This is a genomic window from Mediterraneibacter agrestimuris (assembly GCF_943193195.1).
Taxonomy (GTDB): Bacteria; Bacillota; Clostridia; order Lachnospirales; family Lachnospiraceae; genus Schaedlerella; species Schaedlerella agrestimuris.
Genome location: NZ_CALPDG010000009.1, coordinates 51,861 through 72,260, shown reverse-complemented (window position 1 = coordinate 72,260; position 20,400 = coordinate 51,861). Strand labels below are relative to the sequence as shown.

At 40.6% G+C, this 20,400-nt stretch carries 21 protein-coding genes; 3 read left to right on the top strand and 18 right to left on the bottom strand.

The window, feature by feature from the left end:
• Positions 1–82: 82 nt before the first annotated feature.
• The 3 genes from NFS18_RS06715 to NFS18_RS06705 are packed head-to-tail and all read right to left on the bottom strand — an operon-like array spanning position 83 to position 5,478.
• Positions 83–1,612, bottom strand: a complete 1,530-nt coding sequence (locus NFS18_RS06715; RefSeq protein WP_251389253.1) for a glycosyl hydrolase 53 family protein — start codon at positions 1,610–1,612, stop codon at positions 83–85.
• A gap of 15 nt (positions 1,613–1,627) precedes the next feature.
• Positions 1,628–4,102: a glycoside hydrolase family 2 protein gene (locus tag NFS18_RS06710; RefSeq protein ID WP_251389251.1), complete on the bottom strand. Its 2,475-nt coding sequence runs from the start codon at positions 4,100–4,102 to the stop codon at positions 1,628–1,630.
• Positions 4,099–5,478: an MFS transporter gene (locus tag NFS18_RS06705; protein WP_251389249.1), complete on the bottom strand. Its 1,380-nt coding sequence runs from the start codon at positions 5,476–5,478 to the stop codon at positions 4,099–4,101. The genes NFS18_RS06710 and NFS18_RS06705 overlap by 4 nt, the downstream gene beginning before the upstream one ends.
• A 207-nt stretch (positions 5,479–5,685) precedes the next feature.
• Here NFS18_RS06705 and NFS18_RS06700 point away from each other — a divergent pair, with 207 nt between their 5' ends.
• Complete coding sequence (locus tag NFS18_RS06700) at positions 5,686–6,744, top strand: helix-turn-helix transcriptional regulator (protein ID WP_331477565.1); 1,059 nt, start codon at positions 5,686–5,688, stop codon at positions 6,742–6,744.
• Positions 6,745–6,954: 210 nt separating this feature from the next.
• Here NFS18_RS06700 and NFS18_RS06695 read toward each other — a convergent pair whose 3' ends face one another.
• The 8 genes from NFS18_RS06695 to NFS18_RS06660 all read right to left on the bottom strand — a co-directional run bounded on the left by NFS18_RS06695 (position 6,955) and on the right by NFS18_RS06660 (position 11,944).
• Positions 6,955–7,530, bottom strand: a complete 576-nt coding sequence (locus NFS18_RS06695) for a DUF5028 domain-containing protein (RefSeq protein ID WP_251389244.1) — start codon at positions 7,528–7,530, stop codon at positions 6,955–6,957.
• 29 nt (positions 7,531–7,559) lie between these two features.
• On the bottom strand, positions 7,560–8,204 hold the full coding sequence (locus NFS18_RS06690; RefSeq protein ID WP_251389242.1) for an ABC transporter ATP-binding protein: 645 nt from the start codon (positions 8,202–8,204) through the stop codon (positions 7,560–7,562).
• A 65-nt stretch (positions 8,205–8,269) separates the two neighbouring features.
• Entirely contained in the window at positions 8,270–9,115 is an 846-nt protein-coding gene (locus tag NFS18_RS06685) for a hypothetical protein (RefSeq protein WP_251389240.1), read from the bottom strand.
• A complete protein-coding gene (locus NFS18_RS06680) occupies positions 9,102–9,959 on the bottom strand; it encodes a hypothetical protein (protein ID WP_251389238.1) in 858 nt (285 codons plus the stop codon). The genes NFS18_RS06685 and NFS18_RS06680 overlap by 14 nt, the downstream gene beginning before the upstream one ends.
• A gap of 9 nt (positions 9,960–9,968) precedes the next feature.
• Positions 9,969–10,661: a DUF5027 family lipoprotein gene (locus NFS18_RS06675; RefSeq protein ID WP_251389236.1), complete on the bottom strand. Its 693-nt coding sequence runs from the start codon at positions 10,659–10,661 to the stop codon at positions 9,969–9,971.
• A gap of 63 nt (positions 10,662–10,724) precedes the next feature.
• Positions 10,725–11,171, bottom strand: a complete 447-nt coding sequence (locus NFS18_RS06670) for a hypothetical protein (protein WP_251389234.1) — start codon at positions 11,169–11,171, stop codon at positions 10,725–10,727.
• A 55-nt stretch (positions 11,172–11,226) separates the two neighbouring features.
• The gene (locus NFS18_RS06665) at positions 11,227–11,397 is read right to left on the bottom strand and encodes a hypothetical protein (RefSeq protein ID WP_251389233.1); all 171 of its coding nucleotides are present in this window, start codon (positions 11,395–11,397) and stop codon (positions 11,227–11,229) included.
• Positions 11,378–11,944 (bottom strand): accessory gene regulator ArgB-like protein, encoded by a 567-nt coding sequence (locus tag NFS18_RS06660; RefSeq protein ID WP_277613531.1) that lies wholly within the window; start codon positions 11,942–11,944, stop codon positions 11,378–11,380. Before NFS18_RS06660 ends, NFS18_RS06665 begins: the two co-directional genes overlap by 20 nt.
• Before the next feature lie 130 nt (positions 11,945–12,074).
• Between NFS18_RS06660 and NFS18_RS06655 the strand changes: the two genes are divergently transcribed.
• Positions 12,075–13,361, top strand: a complete 1,287-nt coding sequence (locus NFS18_RS06655; protein WP_251389229.1) for a sensor histidine kinase — start codon at positions 12,075–12,077, stop codon at positions 13,359–13,361.
• A gap of 24 nt (positions 13,362–13,385) precedes the next feature.
• Positions 13,386–14,144 (top strand): LytR/AlgR family response regulator transcription factor, encoded by a 759-nt coding sequence (locus NFS18_RS06650; RefSeq protein WP_251389227.1) that lies wholly within the window; start codon positions 13,386–13,388, stop codon positions 14,142–14,144.
• Positions 14,145–14,238: 94 nt separating this feature from the next.
• Here the strand turns inward: NFS18_RS06650 and NFS18_RS06645 are convergent, their stop codons facing one another.
• The 7 genes from NFS18_RS06645 to yedF all read right to left on the bottom strand — a co-directional run bounded on the left by NFS18_RS06645 (position 14,239) and on the right by yedF (position 20,293).
• On the bottom strand, positions 14,239–14,475 hold the full coding sequence (locus tag NFS18_RS06645) for a DUF3343 domain-containing protein (RefSeq protein WP_251389226.1): 237 nt from the start codon (positions 14,473–14,475) through the stop codon (positions 14,239–14,241).
• 41 nt (positions 14,476–14,516) lie between these two features.
• Positions 14,517–14,720, bottom strand: coding sequence for a sulfurtransferase TusA family protein (locus NFS18_RS06640; RefSeq protein ID WP_251389224.1), 204 nt, complete (start codon positions 14,718–14,720; stop codon positions 14,517–14,519).
• Between the two features lie 33 nt (positions 14,721–14,753).
• Positions 14,754–15,848 carry a YedE family putative selenium transporter gene (gene yedE, locus NFS18_RS06635; RefSeq protein ID WP_251389222.1) on the bottom strand — a complete coding sequence of 365 codons (1,095 nt, stop codon included), beginning with the start codon at positions 15,846–15,848 and terminating at the stop codon, positions 14,754–14,756.
• A gap of 174 nt (positions 15,849–16,022) precedes the next feature.
• Complete coding sequence (locus NFS18_RS06630) at positions 16,023–17,156, bottom strand: aminotransferase class V-fold PLP-dependent enzyme (protein ID WP_251389346.1); 1,134 nt, start codon at positions 17,154–17,156, stop codon at positions 16,023–16,025.
• A gap of 211 nt (positions 17,157–17,367) precedes the next feature.
• Positions 17,368–18,366, bottom strand: coding sequence for a selenium metabolism-associated LysR family transcriptional regulator (locus NFS18_RS06625; protein WP_251389220.1), 999 nt, complete (start codon positions 18,364–18,366; stop codon positions 17,368–17,370).
• Positions 18,367–18,437: 71 nt separating this feature from the next.
• Positions 18,438–19,484 carry a selenide, water dikinase SelD gene (gene selD, locus NFS18_RS06620; RefSeq protein WP_251389218.1) on the bottom strand — a complete coding sequence of 349 codons (1,047 nt, stop codon included), beginning with the start codon at positions 19,482–19,484 and terminating at the stop codon, positions 18,438–18,440.
• A gap of 155 nt (positions 19,485–19,639) precedes the next feature.
• Positions 19,640–20,293 carry a sulfurtransferase-like selenium metabolism protein YedF gene (yedF, locus tag NFS18_RS06615; RefSeq protein WP_251389216.1) on the bottom strand — a complete coding sequence of 218 codons (654 nt, stop codon included), beginning with the start codon at positions 20,291–20,293 and terminating at the stop codon, positions 19,640–19,642.
• Positions 20,294–20,400 lie beyond the last annotated feature (107 nt).

The window sequence follows — 20,400 nt, the reverse complement described above, 5'->3', positions numbered from 1 at the left end:
CAAAAAAACATATATTTATTTAATTGACTACTTGACGGGACGCACACCACCAATGTTTCACCCTCTAAAATTTATTATTATACTATTCTGTTACCAAAAAGTACCATCTAAGATTGTCACTTTCATTATCTTCCATTTGCACACATACAGCGCCATTGGATTCAGAAGCATTAGCAATTCCCAAATACAATCCGCTCCAACGATTTTTTATTTTATATTGCCCTTCTGTTGTCGAAACAATTTCCCACATCTGATTCCAACCTCCATTATAATCATATTGAATACACGAAGTTCCTGCAGATGTTGACAAACCATTTATGTCCAGAACTTTTCCACTATTTTTATTGACAATTTTATAATAATTTCCATCGACTTTTTCAAAAATCCATTTCTGGCTATTCCATTTATCGTATGTATACTGTTCAATTACCGCAGAATTTTCAAGGGATCCTCCGGCGACATTCAAAGCCATTCCACTATTATAATTCTGAATTTCAAAACTACATTCATCATCCAAAAATTCCGGCTCCGTCATAAAAGCATCCAATGCTGATGTAAACTTCAATGTTTTCTCACCAACTAATTCAGTAGCACCTAAAGGATATCCATCTGGAAGAAGTGCCGAATTCGCTTCTGGTTCCCAGTAAAAGATACCAATAGCTTTATTATTTGCTACAGTTTTCAAAGCATTCATCTCCTGGCGCATCAGAGTATAAGTTCCTTCTGGATTTGTTTCGTAATCACCCGTTTCACAAATCATGACTTCCTTTCCATATTTTGCAGCCATTTTATTTAAATTATATGTCATATTTTCAATATCATTTGCCCCCATCCAATACGGATAGTAAGACATACCAATAACATCAGTCTTTCCTCCTTGAACAGTCAGAAAATTCCTGAAAAACCATTCAAAATGATCGATACCCGCACCATGCGTTAGATGCGTAACCACTTTGCTATTAGGACTTACAGCTTTAACGGCATCATATCCGCTGTTCAAATAGCGAGTAAGCTGTGTAAAATCGTTGGTTGTATTTGACCCTGTTGGAAACAGAATCCCATGGCTGACCTCATTTCCCACCTGTACCCATTCCGGGTAAATCCCCTCATTTGCCAACCGTGTCATTATATAAACAGTATAATCATATATATACTGTTCTAACTCTGAAGTTGTTGCATCTGCCCATTCACTTGGGACATCTTGAATAGAAGGATCTGCAAAATAATCACTATAATGAAAATCTACTAATATTTTCATATTGAGATTTCTGGCTCTTTGTGCCAAATATAATAGACCAGCTGTATCGGTATATCCAAGTTTACAAACGGTCCCATCTGGTTTTGTCCACTCAAAATCCGAAGATGGTTTTACAAAAACACGAAGTCTTACCGCATTAATCCCTTTATTTTTCAATAAAACAAGAGGATCTGTTGTTACCCCGTCATCATCTACCCAAGTAACTCCTTCATCTTCCATTTGACTCATCCAACCAATATCTGCACCACACACAATATCTTCATTTGCAAACACAATAGACTCGTTCATCGCAAGTGCTGCTGCAATTATTGCCAAAAAAGATATTATTTTTCTCTTCCAAACTTTTCTCTTCATAAAATTTATTCCTTTCTACTTACAAACTTCAATTTCCACACATGTCTCCTTGCATCCTTCTGATGTGAAAATAACTTTTATCTTTCCGGTCTCCATCCCCGACCTGATAACAGCCATTACGTATCCGTCATAAGTATCCCATTCTGTATCATCATAGACGGAAAGAGATTGCGGATCAGCGCTTCCAAATGCTTCTAACCTGCCTGCTCCTTCTACAGAAACTGCTACTTTTTTAGAAGCAAAGAGGTTTTCCGTTCCGTTCTCATCCACCAATTTCACAGTAATAAAAGAAAGATCTTCTCCATCCGCATAAAGTATTTTTTTATCAGCTTCTGCACAGAGTTGTATTTTCTCACTCGCTGTATTCAATGAATACCTTCCGATTTCTTCCCCGGCTTGATAACTGACTGCAGTCAGTTCACCCGGTTCATAACGCAGCTCATAGGTTGCGGTAAATCCATTTTGTTCTCCTGCCGGTTTTCTTCCAAGTGACTGTCCATTCAGGAATAATTCCACTTCTTGTGCATCTGCATAGATATCTACAACAGACGGTCTGCCCTCAAATCCTGGCCAGGTCCAGCTAGATACAGAATCTTTATGCATCCAAGGTGTTTTCGAAAACTTCATGCCATAGCGGTTTACCCTCTCCACTGCGATATACGGTTCTTTCCGAAGTCCATAAACGATTTCCCGGAGATAACTGATCGGACGCCGATATCCAATCAGATCCAGATCGCCGATATAAGCAGCCCTTTCCGGATATACGCTGGAAAAGTTTACATTGCCGTCGTAATGAAATATTCCACATCCTGCTTCTCCAAGATAATCGTACCCGGCCCATGTAAAGTCCCCTAACACATGCGGATATTTCTTTACAATCCCCCATAACCTCACAATGTCTGCCGGATAGGTTTCCGTTCCAAGAACAGTTTTATTCGGATGCAACTCATGTTCAAATACATGTCTTCCGGTGAGATAATTCAGTCCGATAATATCACTTGATGCCGAACAGCCCTCCAGTGCTTCTGTTAGCAGCGGATGTGTAGAAAAATATTCTCCGCGTTCCCCTTCCATCATACTCATAAAGCTGTTAAAGGCATTACTTCCGTCATTGTTTCCCGATCCATCCGCTTCCGGTGTCCCGAATTTTCCCATCACATCGGTCATAATATCCTTCAAACGCCGTCCGGCTGTCATAAGACCGTTCAGACCCATTGTCGTAAATCTTGTGTGATCCAGCTCATGAAACTTATTGCAGATTTTTCGGTTGATCGCCGCCCCTGCATCGGAACCGGCTTCTGTAATTTCATTTCCAGAGGAATACAGTACCACTGACGGATGATTATAATCCGTTGCCACCATCTGTTCCACTACCTGTTCCCAACAATCTTCAAAATGTAATGCGAAATCATAAGGATTTTTATGAAGCGTCCACATATCACTCAGTTCATCCATAACCATGATTCCATAATGGTCGCAAGCCGCCAACATTGCTTTACTGATTGGATGGTGGGAACTCCGGATGCTGTTAAAACCTGCTTCTTTTAGCTGCCTGCAACGTCTCTCTTCTGCCTTTTCCAATGTTGCCGCTCCCAGAATCCCATTGTCATGATGGATGCAGGCTCCACGCATCTTTACCGTCTTTCCATTCATGCGAAGACCATGCACTGAATCCAGCATCAACGTCCGAATTCCAAATGTTTCTATCGTTTCATCCAAAACTCCGCCGGCATCTTCAATCTGAACCTTACACTGATACAGATTCGGAGTATCACAATCCCACAACTCCGGCTCCGTCACACAGATGCTGCATCTTGCAGTTTCCTTTGTTTCCGGATACATTACCACTTTTTGTCTATCCTTGGCAATTATCTCCCCATCTTTTTCCAAACAGACAAGTACAGATATATTTTCTCTTACTTTGCTGATGCTTTGTATCTTTGTTTCTATTTCTACGACTGCCGATTCTTCATCAGCTGCCAGAGTCGTAATCCTGACGCCATCTACGGGGACATGAATCCTGTCCCCGATGATTAATTTTACATTCCGGTAAATTCCGCTGCCTGTGTACCAGCGGCTGTTTGGAACCGTGCTGTTATTTGCGATCACTTTAATCTGATTCTCAGTTCCATAATTCAGCCATGGATTTAACTCTACATAAAAGCCAGAATATCCATATAAATTCCGCTTTGCCAGTGCGCCATTAATATAAATCATCGCAGTCTGATAGATTCCTTCAAATTCCAGAATTACTTTTTTTTCTTTCCATTCTTCCGGTATCATCACAGACTTTTGATATATGTATTCTCCTCCTGGATAAAACCCGGTCTGGGCGCCGCTCTCCACATCAGGAGTGCGTTCCTCATGTATCATTGCGTCATAAGGAAGGTGTACCTTCTTCACCTCTGATGCTCCCATAAATGAAACTGCATCAGCTCCTTTTCCGCCTTTTATTATCTGCCAGTCAGAATTAAAGTTACTACGAATCATGCATTTTCTCCTTCTAAATGTTCTTTATCCAATGCTCTGTTTGCATCTTCTACTTTTAGTAAATAGATCAGGACTGCCATAATCAGGCCAAACACAACCGGTGTTACCGCATACATAAAGAAAATCACATTAACCGCACTTGCAGGCTGCACTGCAGCAGTTCCATCAAATTTTCCCAACGCAAGAAGCCATCCGACAATTGCGCTGCCGATACCTCCGCCGAGTTTTACACCAATGGAAGAACAACTAAACATAACTCCGTCAATTCTCTTCTTCTGCGTTCTCCATGTATAATCGCTGGTTTCTGCAACCAGGGCATTTAACGTTCCGGTAAGCGGACCACCCGCCATATTTCTTAAAAATGCGGATCCCAGCATAAGCGGCAGGTTCTTATTCATTGCTGCTACAATAAAGACAATCCCCATCAATATAGTAATTATACGGGCATACAAATTCATCTTCCGCATCGTACCGATTTTTTTTACCAACACTGGTGTTAACATCAAGATAATCATAACCGGAATCAGGCTGACCAAAGAAAATGTTCCCAATAATGCAGGATCACCCATGTAATAGGTCATAAAATAAATTCCTGCCCCCTGTGTAATTCCACTATAAATATAATTTACCAGATATAATCCAAGTATGATAATATAATATGGATTTTTTAACAATAGTTTTAAAGATTCCTTGAAACTTATGTCCGTTCTGGCTTCATTTTTCTTTTCAGCAGATTCATCAATATTTTCGTCCGGAACTTCTTTCACCATCAGGACAGAGAATGTATTAACGATAAGCCCTATAATTGCAAAAATCAGTGCGACCATACGCCATCCCTGTGTCCCGCCGCCGAATTTTTCTACCAATCCCATTACATTGTAAGAAATAACTAATGTTGTAAATGTTGCAAAGATGAATCTGATAGATCCAAGCTGTACTCTTTCCTGCCCGTTTTTTGTTATTTTTGCTGCCAATGAAGCGTATGCAATACTATTCGCAGTATAAAACACTGCATTATATGCCGTATAGAATACAAAGAAGTAAACATATTGCATGGTTAGACTCATACTTGGAATACAAAAAACCAAAAACAAACTCGCTGAAACACCAATCTGCCCAAACAGCATCCATGGACGCGCCTGACCCATCTTACTTTTCGTCTTATCCATAAGACCACCGAAGAATATATCTGATACACCGTCCAACAATTTTGACACCATCATCAACGTACCAATAATTGCACTATTCAAACCAACAGCATTCGTAAGGTAAAGCATCATAAAGCTTGAAATCAGTGCATAACCGCAGTTTCCTGCCATATCACCAGAACCATACGCCACCTTTTGATACCACTTTAAATACTTTTTCTCATTCATAAACTTACTCTTTTTCTCCTTCACTTTGTTTTGTTTTTTTGTAATGGCCTTTACTTTTTTCGTGATAATGTATATACTTTATCTTAATATAAATAAATTTTAGCAATTTTATACAATTTTCACAATGTCACCGATATCGTTGAGCCGCAAAAACTGTATCATATTCGTGAATATACTTTTCGATTTATCAAAGTAAAAGGAGAGCTTATGAAACATAATCCTACCCATTCCCCCAAAAAAGACAATACCTTAAAAGTATATCATACCCAAAGTACCCTCAGTTCCTTTTATGATATGTCCGCGCCGATACAATTTACCTTAAGTTATTGCAGTGGTCTTTCCGAGAAAGATTTCTTTAATATCATGACGATTTCTCCACTTGATCATTTTTTGTATTCTACACCAATCGTTGAAGATTTTTACAAATTTAATGCCCGGACTCCCCATCAGCATAGTTTTTTTGAATTATTGCTTGTTCTGGAAGGAAATATCACGCAAAAAATAGAAGATAAAGAATATTTGTACCCGGCAGGATCTTGCTGCCTGATCAATCAGAATGTCGTCCACGTAGAAAGATTCACCGGAAAGGCAAAAATACTCTTTCTCGGCATGTCTGCAGATATGATAAAAGAATTACTGGAATCTCATAAAACTGCTTATTTTCCAAAAGAAGAACGGACCATTGAAAATTCAATTTTTCAGTTTATGGCAGAGAACCTTCAATCAGAAAAAGGAAAAAATTATCTGGATTTCTTCCCTGTATTCCAAAACCAGAGCCATCTGGAAAACTTGCACCAGCTTTCTGACCAGTTACTACATGCAATGCTGATTCCCAAATTAGGCTCTACCTTTGCCATAAAATCATTGGTATGTGAATTATTTCAATACCTAGATACCAAAGAATTTTATCATATAAATAACGTCACTTTTAACTCCAGCTCAGACCTGCTCCTGTTTTCGCGTATCAGCCACCTGATGGAAGACACTAACGGCCGGATGTCCAGACGCACCTTGGAAAAAGCGCTGTGTTACAGCGGTAATTACATTAATACTATTGTAAAAAAATATACAGGCATGTGCCTGTATGATTATGGTCTTTCCTTTACCCTTAAAACAGCTGCTTCTCTTTTAACTGAAACCGACCTCTCAATCTCCTCTATTGCGTTGCAGCTTGGTTTTACGAATCGAACTCATTTTTATAAAGTATTCAAGACAAACTATGGAGTTTCTCCGGGAGAGTACAGAAAACTCAACAACACTAAATAGCCGCGGCCACCACTTCAAGTGGTGGTTTGACCCGTATAAGAGCCAGTTATATGTTCTCCGAAAAAGTTACTGTTCGCACGATGCCTTGCACTGCGCCACAAGGTGTCCGACCAATGAAGTGATGACAGCGCTATATCCAGCCCCTCGCCGAAAGCGACTTAAAATGGGCTGGATACTGTTACTGGAACACCCGTAGGGTACGAACAGTAACTAAAGTGTTATGAGTTTTTGAGAAGGATATTGCGTTATCTGTAACATCGGGGGATCTTTTTGAATCCATTCATAATCCGGCATATTATTTGGAATGATTGAAAAAACAAGCCAAATCTCTTTTTTTGTTCCGTTTTGCAGCGAAAATGAATACGAAGGCATATCTGGATTTGCTGCCCCAAACATCTCCGGGGAGGGAATAATCGCATAATTTGTCCCTGTCAGCATGGCTAGTCCCAATGCAACCCCCTGTTCACCTACATATTCATTTCCCTTATTTTGCACTTCGAGATTCACCATATAATAATGTGTTGCCAGCCCCATGTCCACCGCATCATATTTTTCGCAGAATTCTTTTGCTTCCATAACCTTCGTATCCAATACTTTCACATAGTAACCTTCGCAAATATCATTTTCTGAAATATTATAATCTCTTTCATAAGGAACAAGTTCCCCTTTCTGAAATACCTGACGCTCTGGCAGTTTTTTATCTGTATTAACTTCATATATTCTTATCATATATATTCCCATCAGAAAAAAAATAGCCATGATCATCCTTATTTTTTTCTTTTTCACGCTTACGATTCCTCACCTTCACTGATTTCTCACAAGAAAAAATGCTCTGTAACTTTCCCCGCCTCCAGTTTAAATATTTCATCTGAGATTTCCTGCAGTATATCAATATCATGACAGGAAACTATAATAAGAGCGCCCCTTTTCTTTTGCTGCAAAATTAATTTTTTCACAAGCGCCACACCCTTTTCATCAAGTGCATTGGTCGGTTCATCCAGTATAATAATGTCCGGTTCTTCCATAATGGCGGCTGCTATACCAAGACGCTGTTTCATTCCAAGTGAATATTTTCTATACTTTTTCTTGTCCTGCGCATCCAGTCCTACTATTTCAAGCACCTCTTGTATCTGTTCTGCTGAAATTTTATTTTTAATGCCAGCCAGAAGCTTTAAATTTTCCAATCCTGAATACCGTCCGAGAAATGCAGGATTTTCTAAAAGGAATCCGATGCTTTCCGGAAAATCCACATCTTTTCCCAATTCTTTTCCGTCAATTGACACACTTCCCTTTGTAGTTCTGATCAATCCTACAATAATACGCATCAACATTGTTTTTCCAGAACCATTAACGCCCTGAAGACCATATACCTTTCCTGAGTGCATTTCCATTGTAATTGATTCGAGAACTGTATTCCCCCGAATCCGTTTTGTTACATTCTCAATTTTTACTTGAGTCATATTCCTATGTATTCCTTTCCTATTTCCTGAATATCTGATGCTTTTAAATCCCTTATTTTTATCCATTAAATATTTTCCAATATATCATAATAATGAAACCTTATACTGCCAGCCAGCATTGATAGAAGCAGCAAAATGATGGATATAGCATAGCCATACACCACGGAAACTCCATTGTATAACAATACCTTGTCATGCCGGAGAAGCATCGCATAATTTCCAATTCCTACTGGTGATAACAAATATGCAGATATAATAAACACAAGCAAAACAGAAAAGAAGCTATATATTGGTTTGATAAACAAGGATAATGTCATCTGCAGCATATTGACGCTGACAGAAACACATACCGGCAAAAGCACTGCGGATGTCAATAACACAGAAACATCTCTGATTTCTTCCGGCCGGACCCTAAAAGCTGCTTTCACAAAATCTACATGTATTATGTTTGTAACCTCAGCCTGAAAAATTAAGCACAGCGCCAATCCAGTCATTTGTATCATAAAATGGTAAAACAATGTCCCCGCCATATTCCAGAAACATTTTGACAACCACCAATATGTTCGTTTTGTCGAACGAATCAAAATATGCTGACCATTTCCCACCATATCTTTTATAGGATAGTTTAATAAAATAAAAGGCGCAATCAAAAATACAACGCTCCAGACAACCGGAAACATAAAGACTTCCCCGTAATCCGGAATATACTCTGTCATTCCCCCGTATAGATAAAAAAGATAATCGCCAAAGCTGACAAATTGATTTATAATATCAAAAGCTTTATACCGATTTGCTTTAAAAATAAAGTCAATAAATATTACTGTTGCAATCAGTATCGGAGAAATGATAAGGCACAGGTTATAAAAAATCCCCTGTCGGATGTCAAACTTTAAAAATTTAATAAACTTCATGCCTGCGCTCCCATAAAAAGATTAAAAAAGCCGTCACTAAAAATAACACTATTATTTCAATCATAATTACCGTCCAGGATGCACTATAAACGACCTGTACCGGACGCAAAAAAAACAACGGCGATATTTCTTTATATCGTATCATCGGAGACACGTAAACAAACTGTCGGACATAGTGGAATCCCAGTAATAAAAACAGTGGCAGGATTACTGTAACAACGCGATATTTCACGAAGCACGAACAGACATAACTGATGCACGCAATAAGTCCGCCAAATATAAAATCAATACAGAGGTAAATACATACATACAGCAAAGGAGCTGTATAATAGAGCGCAGACATCAAAGAATCATAAAAAATACCATTCGTTGTACAGTAAATCGGCGATGGAAGAACTGCCGGAAAAAACAATGCCGAGACAAGAAAACTGCATAACAGAGGGATCACCATAGCAAGCGCGCCGGATAAAAAAACAGCAATATATTTTGACAGAAAATAATTTCTTTTTCCACATTGAACAAGCATTAACCGCGTATATCCGCTATTTTTTTCTTCACAATAAGACCACCCGTATGGGATGGTAACCAATAAAGGAAACACAAAAAAATAAATGGTAGATCCAAGTGAAAAAGGTTCGCCTCCAATCCAGAGATTGAACAGGCTGGAGGATGCATACATCGGATTCATTGCATCTGCCTGCAATATATAAAGATTGTTTCTGTAAATTCCCAGATCCGTAATAAATGCAAGAAATGCTATCATGCATCCCAAAAGCAGAGATGTATAAAACGATCTATTTTTCAGCGCTTTAGATACTTCTAATCTCACTGTATTTAATAACATCTTCCCCTCCTATAATTTCAGTTCCCAATACGCCTCAAGACTCTCTTCCGAACCGTGGTTCAAGGATAAATAGAGATTCTCTTTTTTGCACTGCTCCATGTCTATCCACCAGCCTACTTTAGCTTCCATGCTCTGTCCAACAGGCAAAAAATAATTGTATCCGTCTGAGTCATCTCGTGCTTCCTCTGGCATGGAAAAATATGCCGGATATCCTGTCCATCCCAGCTTTCCCTCTTCATTCATACGGCAGACCACTCCCAACTCCGTGATATTCGGATATCCTATCCCCGGATTCCGAATCAAAACATCACAAAGCAGAAATGATGTCTGGGAATAATCAGGATCATATGGCACTTCCGTCTCTAAATCATAACAAACCTCTCCGTTTACAAGAACCTGCCCCATATCAATCCCTGCCTCTTCCGGATGTTCATAAAGAGCCGCTGCCTGAAGTGTATATTCCATGCTGGCATACGGATAACCATCAGGTTTATAGCGAAGATTATCAGGAAACATTGTCGAAACCGTTTCTCCTAACTGATAGATCTTATCTGTCTGTAATTGTTCTTCCGGTCGCTCAACCGGTTTACCAACTTTAGCATATTTATCCTGATCAAGAGTCTCATTACAGCCCGCCAGCACACCACACAGAAAACTGCTGCAAAGTAATAAAGAACTTGCTTTTTTTATCAATGAAAACATAAATTTCTTCCTTCCTATGAAACATGTGCGGCAATCATCAAATTGCCGCACATATTATTTCCACTAATTTGCAACCGGATAAGATCCAATCGAGTCCGGACTCCATTTTCCTTTCAAATATCCGCTCACTCCTGAAGTAGCCGACGTAATATTTAAACGACACTCATCTCTAACATATCCATGATCTTCAAAAACAGAATTTGTAATAAACCATTCCCCACCCGGAACAATAGCGCGCAACCCCCGTGTTCGATTATTATAGTACCTATCATACGAAATAACCCATAGATTAAATCCAGAAGTATTCATCACATAATGATATGAATCATTGTCTTTCCATCGCATAGGTGTTTCATGTGCTTGGGTTGTTGAATATCCAATAAAATCTTCTTTAAAATACGAATCCCACGTAGCCCTAGTTTCAGGTTCACCCGCAAATACTGAAGTTCCTAATCCCATGGTAATACACATTGTTAAAAGTCCACATACCGCAGATTTTCTCTTCTTCATCTCCATTTTCCTCCTGTACTTTTCTAAATTTGATTACTACATCCATTAAATCACTTTATTTTTTCTCTTCATTTTCACACCACTTCCTCACTTTTTCCGGCATCTTTTCTTCATATATCCATGGTGGAAAACTTTTTTCCCAGTGTTGTTTTACTGCTTTTTTTGAAACAACTATCAGGAGTTTTGCCAAATACACCCCTGCCCGTTTACGTCCTTTCACTTTCATCCTTTCCCCCATACAGTATTAAAGATATTGCTTCAATTACAGCAGCTGCAATAATTACATTATGCATAGATGTTTTACATATCATAAGGGCTGCAATATACCACATATTGATAATGCAGATTGCTTTTACTTTTTGTTTCCACCGTACCATTGCCCCTTTGTTCTCCGTAAAATCTGCCGGGGCAAAATATACCGCTAACGCAAGCGTTGTTATCCAGAAAAAGAAAAGAACTTTTTCATCGGCTTTCGGATAATTTGACATCCATATGCAAACGCTCAACATGCAGCCCATAGCAAGTGTACACTTAAAGCTGCTGCTCATATGAATACCGCCTGCAAATCTCCTGATACTTCCGAAAACTATAAGCGCCGCTACAACTTCTTTACCATATCCCAAAATACCGCCTAAAAATACAAATAACCAAAACTTACAAAAAGTAAGTATTACAATTCTTATACCATATTCCACAGCCTCCCTTTCCTCTTCATTAACCTGACACCGATTTTGACACCACTGTGCCAAGCATCTGCTGAGTTTTTCATACATACTCTTGCATTCCCTTTCCGCTTCCACTATAATAAGCATACTACCTTATTGTCGTTTTGTGTAAATTTTTCCTAAACGCTTGATTTTCACTCATAAACGCTTTGAGGAATATAACCGGAGGAATTTTTATATGCTTTTAATCCCTTTTTTGACTGTTGGAATTTTATTTGTTTCACTCACTGCTCTTTTACCGCAAACTTTAAAACACTATCAATATATCGTACTTTATATTGTCATACTTGCATGCTATCATCTTATTTCTACTCTTGGGCAGACCAGCACCTACATCGTCCTTTTATGCTCTGTCTTTTTGATTAGCTTATTTAGTAAAGACAAGCTTGCCAATGTCACACTTGCTCTCTTCGGCTATTTATTTAATGTAACTTTGAACCAATTTGTATTAACTGTACTTGCTTATGGATTTGGCATTACTGTTTCCGCACTTGTCGGATATAAAAGCTTGTTTTTTCAAATCTTTTATTTGGCTTTATTGATCGGTTTATTTGGATTTTTACGCAAGAAATTTCACCGCTTTATTCACTTATTTTTACAGAAGGATTACCGTTTTTTCTGTATTGCGCTAGTGGTTGAAGAAATCTTGTATACCGGACTTTATGCTTATTTTATTGTTTATGGAGAAAAACTCGGATATTCTCCTGCGATTATTGTTACAAATGGTCTCCTGTTTTCGCTTTTGTTTTTTTCTGTCATTATTCTGTTATTATGTGTTCACAGATCTCTTGAAAAGGAATTTGCCGCCAAACAAGAATTGGCACATATGCAAGAATTAGAATCCTATACTATGAATTTAGAGAAATTATACAAACTCGTGCAAAGTATGAACCACGATTATAAAAATTTATTTTCGACTGCATGTAGTTTTATTGACACCGGAGATTTCAAAGGACTCCGCACTTTTTATTCACAGACCCTTGCAGCACTGTCCCAAAACATAAATCTTTCAGAAAAGGAAATCGGCAACCTTTCCAATATACAAATAATGGAATTGAAAGGACTTTTATATAACAAGACGCTCACAGCTATTACCTTAAATATTAATTTAAAGCTGCGTATTGACTACATGATAACCTCTGCGGCGATGAACACCACGGATCTGATACGGATTTTGGGAATTTATTTGGATAATGCAATTGAAGCAGCCCAGCAAACAGAAGCAAAAGAACTTTTCATCTATTTTTCCAAAACCAATGAAAACACATGTTGGACTATCTCTAATTCTTTTTCCGATTCTGACCTTCCGCTTTCCCGTATCAATGAATATGGCTTTTCCACAAAAGGCTCTGGACGGGGAGTTGGTTTATATACTGTATCAGAAATTTTAAAACGATATCCTCATATTTTGTCTAATACCAGTATAAATGCATCTGTCTTTTCACAGTCGCTGCAAAATATTTGATTTTTTCAACAGAAGGGAAATATTATGCTGAACATTTACATATGCGATGATGTAAACGAAGAATTACATAATATCGAACAACTTATTTCTAATTTAACACTTTTAAAAGGCTGGGATATCGAAATTGCAGGAGTCTTTTCTTCTCCGGTGCAGCTCTTAAACGCTTTAACTCCTGAAAAAATTCCCGGACTTTATCTTTTAGACATTGAATTGCACGCAGAACTAGATGGTCTCCAGTTAGCTGCAAAAATTCGTGAGAAAGACCCTTCGGGTTTTATTGTATTTATTACAAGCCATGAAGAATGCATAGGAGAGACTTTTAAATATCAACTGGAAACCTTAGATTTTATCACTAAAAGTCCGTGTGTTTCTCTGAAAGAATCGTTATCTGCCGTATTGAACACTGCATACACCCGCTACCGAACCAAAACATTACATAACCCCCATACGATTACTTTTAAATCTGGACAATATCTGCGGTTTTTCCATTCACAGGATATTGTTTACATAGAATCTCTTGCCCGGACACACCAGACAAGACTTCATACTTGTACCGGACAATTCACCGGATATGAACCGATGAAAGAGCTTGCAAAACGGCTGGATCATTCATTTGTATTCTGTCACCGTTCTTACATTGTGAATATCCGGCACATTGTCTCAATCGATACAGCACACAGAACCTTGTTACTTGACACCGGAGCCGTACTCCCAATCTCCCTGCGGAAGCTCTCGCCATTGCTCAAATGTCTGGAAACAGGAACAAAAGATTTACAGAGATAAGCCATCCCCTATTTTGAAAGCTCTCTGCAAATCTTATTTTTCCGGTTTAAACATCAAAAAAGGACAATGCTTTTCAACATCATCCTTTCCCTTTTTAAATCATACATTCATGAAGTGCTTCTTCCTCTATCCCTGCATTTTGCATCAACTCTACAATCTGCCCTCTTTCCTCAAGCGCTGCGCACCATGCCAGCCCGCAGCCCGCAGAGACAGAACGGGGAACCGGAATCAGGCGCCCCGGAACGCTCTTTTCCTTACATGCTTTTTCCATTGCCATTGCATCTGCGGTAGTATGAAACGCTACCACAAGTTTTAGCTCTTTTTTTCTCATTTTTCTATTGCGGCATTAAATCCCAATTTTACCACAATCTCTTACTCAATCACAATCTCGAAGCCTTCTGTTACTTCTGTAGAGGTTGCTTTTCTGCCGCCGTCCTTTGCAAGTTTTTCCACATTCATTTTCTGATGCGGTTCCGTTACAAGGATTTTAACAGGTCCCGTATAATTTTTCAATGCCTCTGCTGTCAACATCAATGGTTCCGGACAGGAAAGTCCTCTTGCGTCTACAATTTTCATTTTCTATTCCTCTTTTCTCCAGACTATTTCTTCCTAAGCTGCTTTTCTCTTGCTTGTAAATGCAATTACAAAACAGGCAATGATACAAATGACAAGTGCAATTTTACCATTCGTTGTAACTGCGCCTGCAACCAGTTCTTTTGTCTCTGGATTCATTGAAGTTCCGCTGGAAGCCAGTCCCAGATTGTGGCACAATGCCGCACCCACAAACATTCCAAGAACAGTAACTGCGGAATCAGACGAACCCTGACCCGCCAGAATCAACTGACGCAGCGGGCATCCGCCTGCCAGAACTGCCGCAAATCCCACTGCATACATTCCAAGGATATTCCACAGATGTTCTGAATGTGCAATCACTCCCGGTGTGTCGAATCCAAGTGTAAATCCTCCTGTTGCCATATTATATATTAGCATAACAATAAACAAACTTCCTACAACCGTAAGCAGATCAAAATTCTTCATCAGGATCACATCACGAACTCCGCCTGCGAAACACATTCTGGATTTCTGTGCCAATGCTCCGAACAACAGACCGCCAATCAGAGATGCGATTACCGGAGCATGCATACTTCCCGGACCGGACGCACTTGCTTTCAGCAGATTTGTTGCTGTCAGAAGAATCAAAATCCCAACTGTAATAATCGGAAGAACTGCACCTGACACTGTATTTGTCACATATGCTCTTCCAAGGCTGAATCCCTTTTTCAAAGCTAATACACCAGTTGCCACGCCGAGGATAAATCCAATCAACGCTACCCATGCATTCAAGTCACCTGCCGACATACGGATCACCATACGCAGCGGGCAGCCCAAAAATACAAGTGAACCGATCATAATGATCATTCCCAGCAGAAAACGGACCATCGGGGCTGAACCAGCCGTAGAACGGTATTCCTTCGTTATTGCAGAAATTAGAAATGCACCGAGAACCAGCCCAATAATTTCCGGACGGGCATACATTACCGCTTCTGCCTGATGCATTCCAAGCGCTCCCGCTGTATCTCGAATGAAGCATGCGATACAGAACGCCATATTTGCAGGATTTCCAAAATAGGCAAGACCGGCTGCCACCAGTCCGCACAGCACTCCTGCAAGCGCCAGTTTTTTCTTTGAGTCTGATAAATTCATTGTGTTCCTCTCCTTTTCTCTTATCCTTTATGTAACAGTTCTGTTTTGCATGCAACTGTATGTTTTCTTATGGTCAGCGCAGTAAATGCGCAGACCTGAGTGAACAGTTGCTTTTCCAGAACATTGCCACATCAGACCTTTTATGTTTAACCGTACACTAAATTTAGCTTTGGTTTAAACAGCCAATTCTCTCACGGCACAAACCGCCGTCTCTACTTCTTCCTCTGTATTGAAATGGGAAAAACTAAATCTAACCGCCCCCTGTTCCACATTTCCCAGAGCCCCGTGCATGAGCGGCGCACAATGTCCGCCTGACCTTGTGGCGATTCCATACTCTGTCAGCAGTTCATCACTGACCTCTGATGAATCCACATTTCCAATGTTCAAAGAAACGATCGGCGCACGTTCTTTTGCAGTAAAGTCTCCATACACTTTCACTCCGGGAATCCCACGAACTCCTTCGTAGAATTGCCGCATCCGGTTCTGCGCCACCGCAGAAATGTATTCCATTCCTGTCTCTTCTATATATATAAGCGCAGCATTCAAGCCTGCGATCCCATGACTGTTCAGCGTTCCCGCTTCCAATGCCGTCGGCATCTGTGCGGGGTGACTCTTATTATATGTTTCGACTCCGCTCCCACCGCTTTTCAACGGCTTTATATTCAATCCAGGACACACATAAATACCGCCTGTTCCCTGTGGTCCGTACAAGCCTTTATGCCCTGTAAAACACAACACGTCAATATGCATCTTCTGCACATCAATGGGAATCAGTCCCGCCGTTTGTGATGCATCCACAACAAACAATAGACCATGTCTTTTTGCGATCCCACCGATTCTCTCTATATCTATCAGATTGCCTGTCAGATTGGAACCGTGTGTACATACAATCGCTTTCGTATTGCTGCGGATTGAACGTTCCATTTCCTCATAGGAAATATTCCCCGCCTCATCACATCCGAGAATTGTAAGACTAACCCCAAACTGTTCCTTTTCATACAACGGACGCAATACCGAATTATGCTCCAGCACAGTACTGATCACATGATTTCCCGGAGAGATCAGACCCTTAATCGCAATGTTCAGGCTTTCTGTTGCATTCGATGTAAATGCAAATTGTTTCGGATTTTCTCCATGAAATAAACGGCATAGCCTCTCTCTTGTATCATAAATCACCCGTGCTGCATCTAAAGACGCATCATTAATTCCTCTTCCAGCATTGCCGAAAGAACTCATCGCTCTCATAACAGCTTCCGCCACACAAGATGGTTTCTGTAATGTGGTGGCTGCATTGTCCATATAAATCATTTTCATCATTCCGTTCTTCTTGATCGTAACAGTTCAGCTTTCCAGCAAATACAAAGTCCTGTGCTGTTCTTTTGATTCTTTGTACAGTATATACTATTGACTGCCATATCGTCTAATTGAAAGACATAATAAAAAGGGCCATCTATAGATATTTTCTATAAATAGCCCTCTCATTGTTCTCCACATATATGGATGTTTTTCTTCATTCTCTTTAAATCTTCATCTGCGGATACATTTTCTTCATGATCTTTAGCACCCGTTCCGCCCCCGGACTCAGATGAAAGCTTTTGTTATATACAACATAAATCTGCCGTTTTCCCAACGTTTCGCTAAAAAGCGTCCACTGGACATTTTTGTCGTATGTCTGGCAGCTCAAATCAGTCCCCCTGGCTGTTTTATCGCATGTCTGGCAGCCAAGTGAAAATCCAAGTACCGCGCCGTTACTCACGGCGTCCCGTGCCGCCAGCGCCGACAAAATGGAAATTCCCATTCCATTGCCCACGGAACGCTTGATCGTCTCTGGATTCTCCACACTGGCAATAATATTCAGTTCATTCAGACTGATTCCCATATTCTGCAAAATCTTCATCGTCTCTTTGCGTGTTCCAGAGCCTTCCTCCCGCATGATCAGCGGTTCACTGCGAATCCAGTCCAGAACGCTGCCGCCATGTTTTCGTTTGTGAAACTGCTCTGTGTTCGGCGTGATAACAATCAGATCATCTTCATAGAAGGGCACAAATTCACAATATTTATTGGGCAGTTCCGTACCTGTAAATCCTATGTCCACATTGCGTAAAGCAACCTGCTCCACTACATCGGCGCTGTCGCTTTCCTGAATATGAAATTGTTCTTTCGGATATTTCTGACGGAATTTCGCCAGTATTTCCGGGAGCAGATATTGCGCCGGAACTGTAGACGCCGCAATAGCAATAAAAGACTGCTCATTTATATCCGGCTCCCGTCCAAAATCCTGTATGATCTGTTCCGTCATTAGTACAATCTGCTTGGCATACTCATACAGCCGTTCTCCCTCTTTTGAAAGCTCTACATCCTTTGTGTTACGAATCAAAAGCCTTGTATTCAGTTCTTTCTCTAATCCGGAAATATGTGCGCTGACTGTTGGCTGGGTCAAAAACAATGTTTTCGCCGCCTTAGAAAAACTTTTCTTCTCAGCCACCTGCACAAATGCTTCCAACTGCTTGAGATTCATCTGTTGTTACTCCTATCTTCCCACATGATTTTCCCCATTACGCTTTCATATTTCCTGTAATATTCTGTCTCTTACACCAGACGGATCCACTTCTCTCCGGCTTCAGTAACTTTTCCGATCACAGACACTGCTGTTTCCAAATGACATTCTTCAAAATCCTGCAAAATAGAGTCCATATACTCCTTTGCCACACTGAACAACAATCCTCCCGAGGTCTGCGGATCATACAGCAGATCCAGTTCAAATTCTTCTGCATTTCCAACCTCCACCATAGCTTCACAATGTTCTCGGTTCCGGTATGCCCCTGCCGGAACAAGTCCCATTTTGGCATAAGAATCCGCATCAGTGATCCATGCAATATCCTTTGGACAAATATCAAGCGTAACCGCACTTGCCGACGCCATTTCTGTACAATGCCCCAGTAATCCAAATCCAGTAACATCCGTACATGCAGACACCGGATAGTTCTGAATCACTTCTTTGGCTGTCTTATTAAGTGACGCCATCACGCGTATCACCTCATCAACCGCTTCGTCAGAAGCCATACCTGCCTTGACTGCAGTGTTCACGATTCCGCTTCCAACCGGCTTGGTCAGTATCAATACTTCCCCCGGCTTACAGCCGTAGTTCTTGAATATCTTATCTGGGTGTACAAAACCGGACACGCTCAGACCATATTTGGGCTCGTTGTCCTGTATCGTATGACCGCCCACAAGGACTGCCCCGGCTTCTTTGACCTTATCCGCACCCCCACGCAGTATCTCGCCCAGAATTTCTGTATCCAGACAATTCGGAAATGCAGCGATATTCAACGCGATCTTCGGCTCTCCGCCCATAGCATACACATCGCTTAATGAGTTGGCAGCGGCAATCTGCCCGAATGTATACGGATCATCCACCACCGGAGTGAAAAAGTCCACCGTCTGAATCATGGCGATTTCGTCTGTTATTTTGTAGACTGCGGCATCATCTGATGTCTCCAGTCCCACCAAGAGATTTTCATCTTGGAATTTTGGCAGCTTACCCAGAACCTGGGCAAGGGTCTCAGGACCGACTTTTGCCGCTCATCCGGCTGTGCTGCTCATTTGTGTCAAGCGGATTTCTTCCCTTGTTTTCATAAAAGTGCTGTCTCCCTTCTGTAATCTCTGTCTTACCAAGCGCCAATCATCACTATTCCCAAGCTCATGTAACAGCTCAGCTTTTCGGCTGCACTGTTACAAGCTTATCAGTCCGTCTTGGCAGATTGACGCATGACTGAATAGTTACAATCAATTTATGGACGGATCACCTTATCTGCCCCACTCATCGTTTCCACGATACTGTACATATTGGTAATACTTCCAATCTGAAGCTTTTCTTTTAACCCATAGTAGTCCAGACACGTTCCACAGGTCATGATCTCCACCCCCTGTTCTTCCAAAATCTTCAAATCCGCAAGCGAATCTGAACCCTCGCAGGTCAGCGCAGCACCACCATTATAGAACAACATCACTCTTGGAAGCTCGTCTAACTGTGTCACCGCAAAAATAAATCCCTTAAGCAGAACTTTCCCCAACTCGTCATTACCTTGTCCCATTCGGTCAGACGCAATGACTACCACTGTTTTTTTACATGTACTGCTTCCCTCCATGCACAACTCCTGTACCACTGCAGCTGCTTCATCTGCTTCACCTACTGTATCTTTTGTATTTGTTCTATGTGTATCAGCAGCAGATATCTTAATTGTCACCTTGTATCCTCCCTCTGACAGTTCCTTGAAACTCACCTCTCCTCCCTCTGCTTCTGCCATCTTGGATACATTTTTCACTGCAATCTCATTATCCACCAGTACTTCAATGGTATCTGCCCCTGCCAGCGTCTGGATTGCTTTTTTTGTCTTAATTACCGGAATTGGGCACGCATCGCCTATTGCATTAACTGTAATCATGATCACTTCCTCCTTATCACTTGTCCGGCATTAGCCTTACTGTAATTGTAAAGCCTTGCTAGACAGTTATAGATATATTCTATCGTGTTGGAGAAGATTTCGCAACT

Bases quoted from the DNA above. Each gene is read 5' to 3' on its own strand.
- NFS18_RS06715 (WP_251389253.1), bottom strand. From the start codon at position 1,612: ATGAAGAGAAAAGTTTGGAAGAGAAAAATAATATCTTTTTTGGCAATA.
- NFS18_RS06710 (WP_251389251.1), bottom strand. From the start codon at position 4,102: ATGATTCGTAGTAACTTTAATTCTGACTGGCAGATAATAAAAGGCGGA.
- NFS18_RS06705 (WP_251389249.1), bottom strand. From the start codon at position 5,478: ATGAATGAGAAAAAGTATTTAAAGTGGTATCAAAAGGTGGCGTATGGT.
- NFS18_RS06700 (WP_331477565.1), top strand. From the start codon at position 5,686: ATGAAACATAATCCTACCCATTCCCCCAAAAAAGACAATACCTTAAAA.
- NFS18_RS06690 (WP_251389242.1), bottom strand. From the start codon at position 8,204: ATGACTCAAGTAAAAATTGAGAATGTAACAAAACGGATTCGGGGGAAT.
- NFS18_RS06685 (WP_251389240.1), bottom strand. From the start codon at position 9,115: ATGAAGTTTATTAAATTTTTAAAGTTTGACATCCGACAGGGGATTTTT.
- NFS18_RS06680 (WP_251389238.1), bottom strand. From the start codon at position 9,959: ATGTTATTAAATACAGTGAGATTAGAAGTATCTAAAGCGCTGAAAAAT.
- NFS18_RS06675 (WP_251389236.1), bottom strand. From the start codon at position 10,661: ATGTTTTCATTGATAAAAAAAGCAAGTTCTTTATTACTTTGCAGCAGT.
- NFS18_RS06670 (WP_251389234.1), bottom strand. From the start codon at position 11,171: ATGAAGAAGAGAAAATCTGCGGTATGTGGACTTTTAACAATGTGTATT.
- NFS18_RS06665 (WP_251389233.1), bottom strand. From the start codon at position 11,397: ATGAAAGTGAAAGGACGTAAACGGGCAGGGGTGTATTTGGCAAAACTC.
- NFS18_RS06660 (WP_277613531.1), bottom strand. From the start codon at position 11,944: ATGTATGAAAAACTCAGCAGATGCTTGGCACAGTGGTGTCAAAATCGG.
- NFS18_RS06655 (WP_251389229.1), top strand. From the start codon at position 12,075: ATGCTTTTAATCCCTTTTTTGACTGTTGGAATTTTATTTGTTTCACTC.
- NFS18_RS06650 (WP_251389227.1), top strand. From the start codon at position 13,386: ATGCTGAACATTTACATATGCGATGATGTAAACGAAGAATTACATAAT.
- NFS18_RS06645 (WP_251389226.1), bottom strand. From the start codon at position 14,475: ATGAGAAAAAAAGAGCTAAAACTTGTGGTAGCGTTTCATACTACCGCA.
- NFS18_RS06640 (WP_251389224.1), bottom strand. From the start codon at position 14,720: ATGAAAATTGTAGACGCAAGAGGACTTTCCTGTCCGGAACCATTGATG.
- yedE (WP_251389222.1), bottom strand. From the start codon at position 15,848: ATGAATTTATCAGACTCAAAGAAAAAACTGGCGCTTGCAGGAGTGCTG.
- NFS18_RS06630 (WP_251389346.1), bottom strand. From the start codon at position 17,156: ATGATTTATATGGACAATGCAGCCACCACATTACAGAAACCATCTTGT.
- NFS18_RS06625 (WP_251389220.1), bottom strand. From the start codon at position 18,366: ATGAATCTCAAGCAGTTGGAAGCATTTGTGCAGGTGGCTGAGAAGAAA.
- yedF (WP_251389216.1), bottom strand. From the start codon at position 20,293: ATGATTACAGTTAATGCAATAGGCGATGCGTGCCCAATTCCGGTAATT.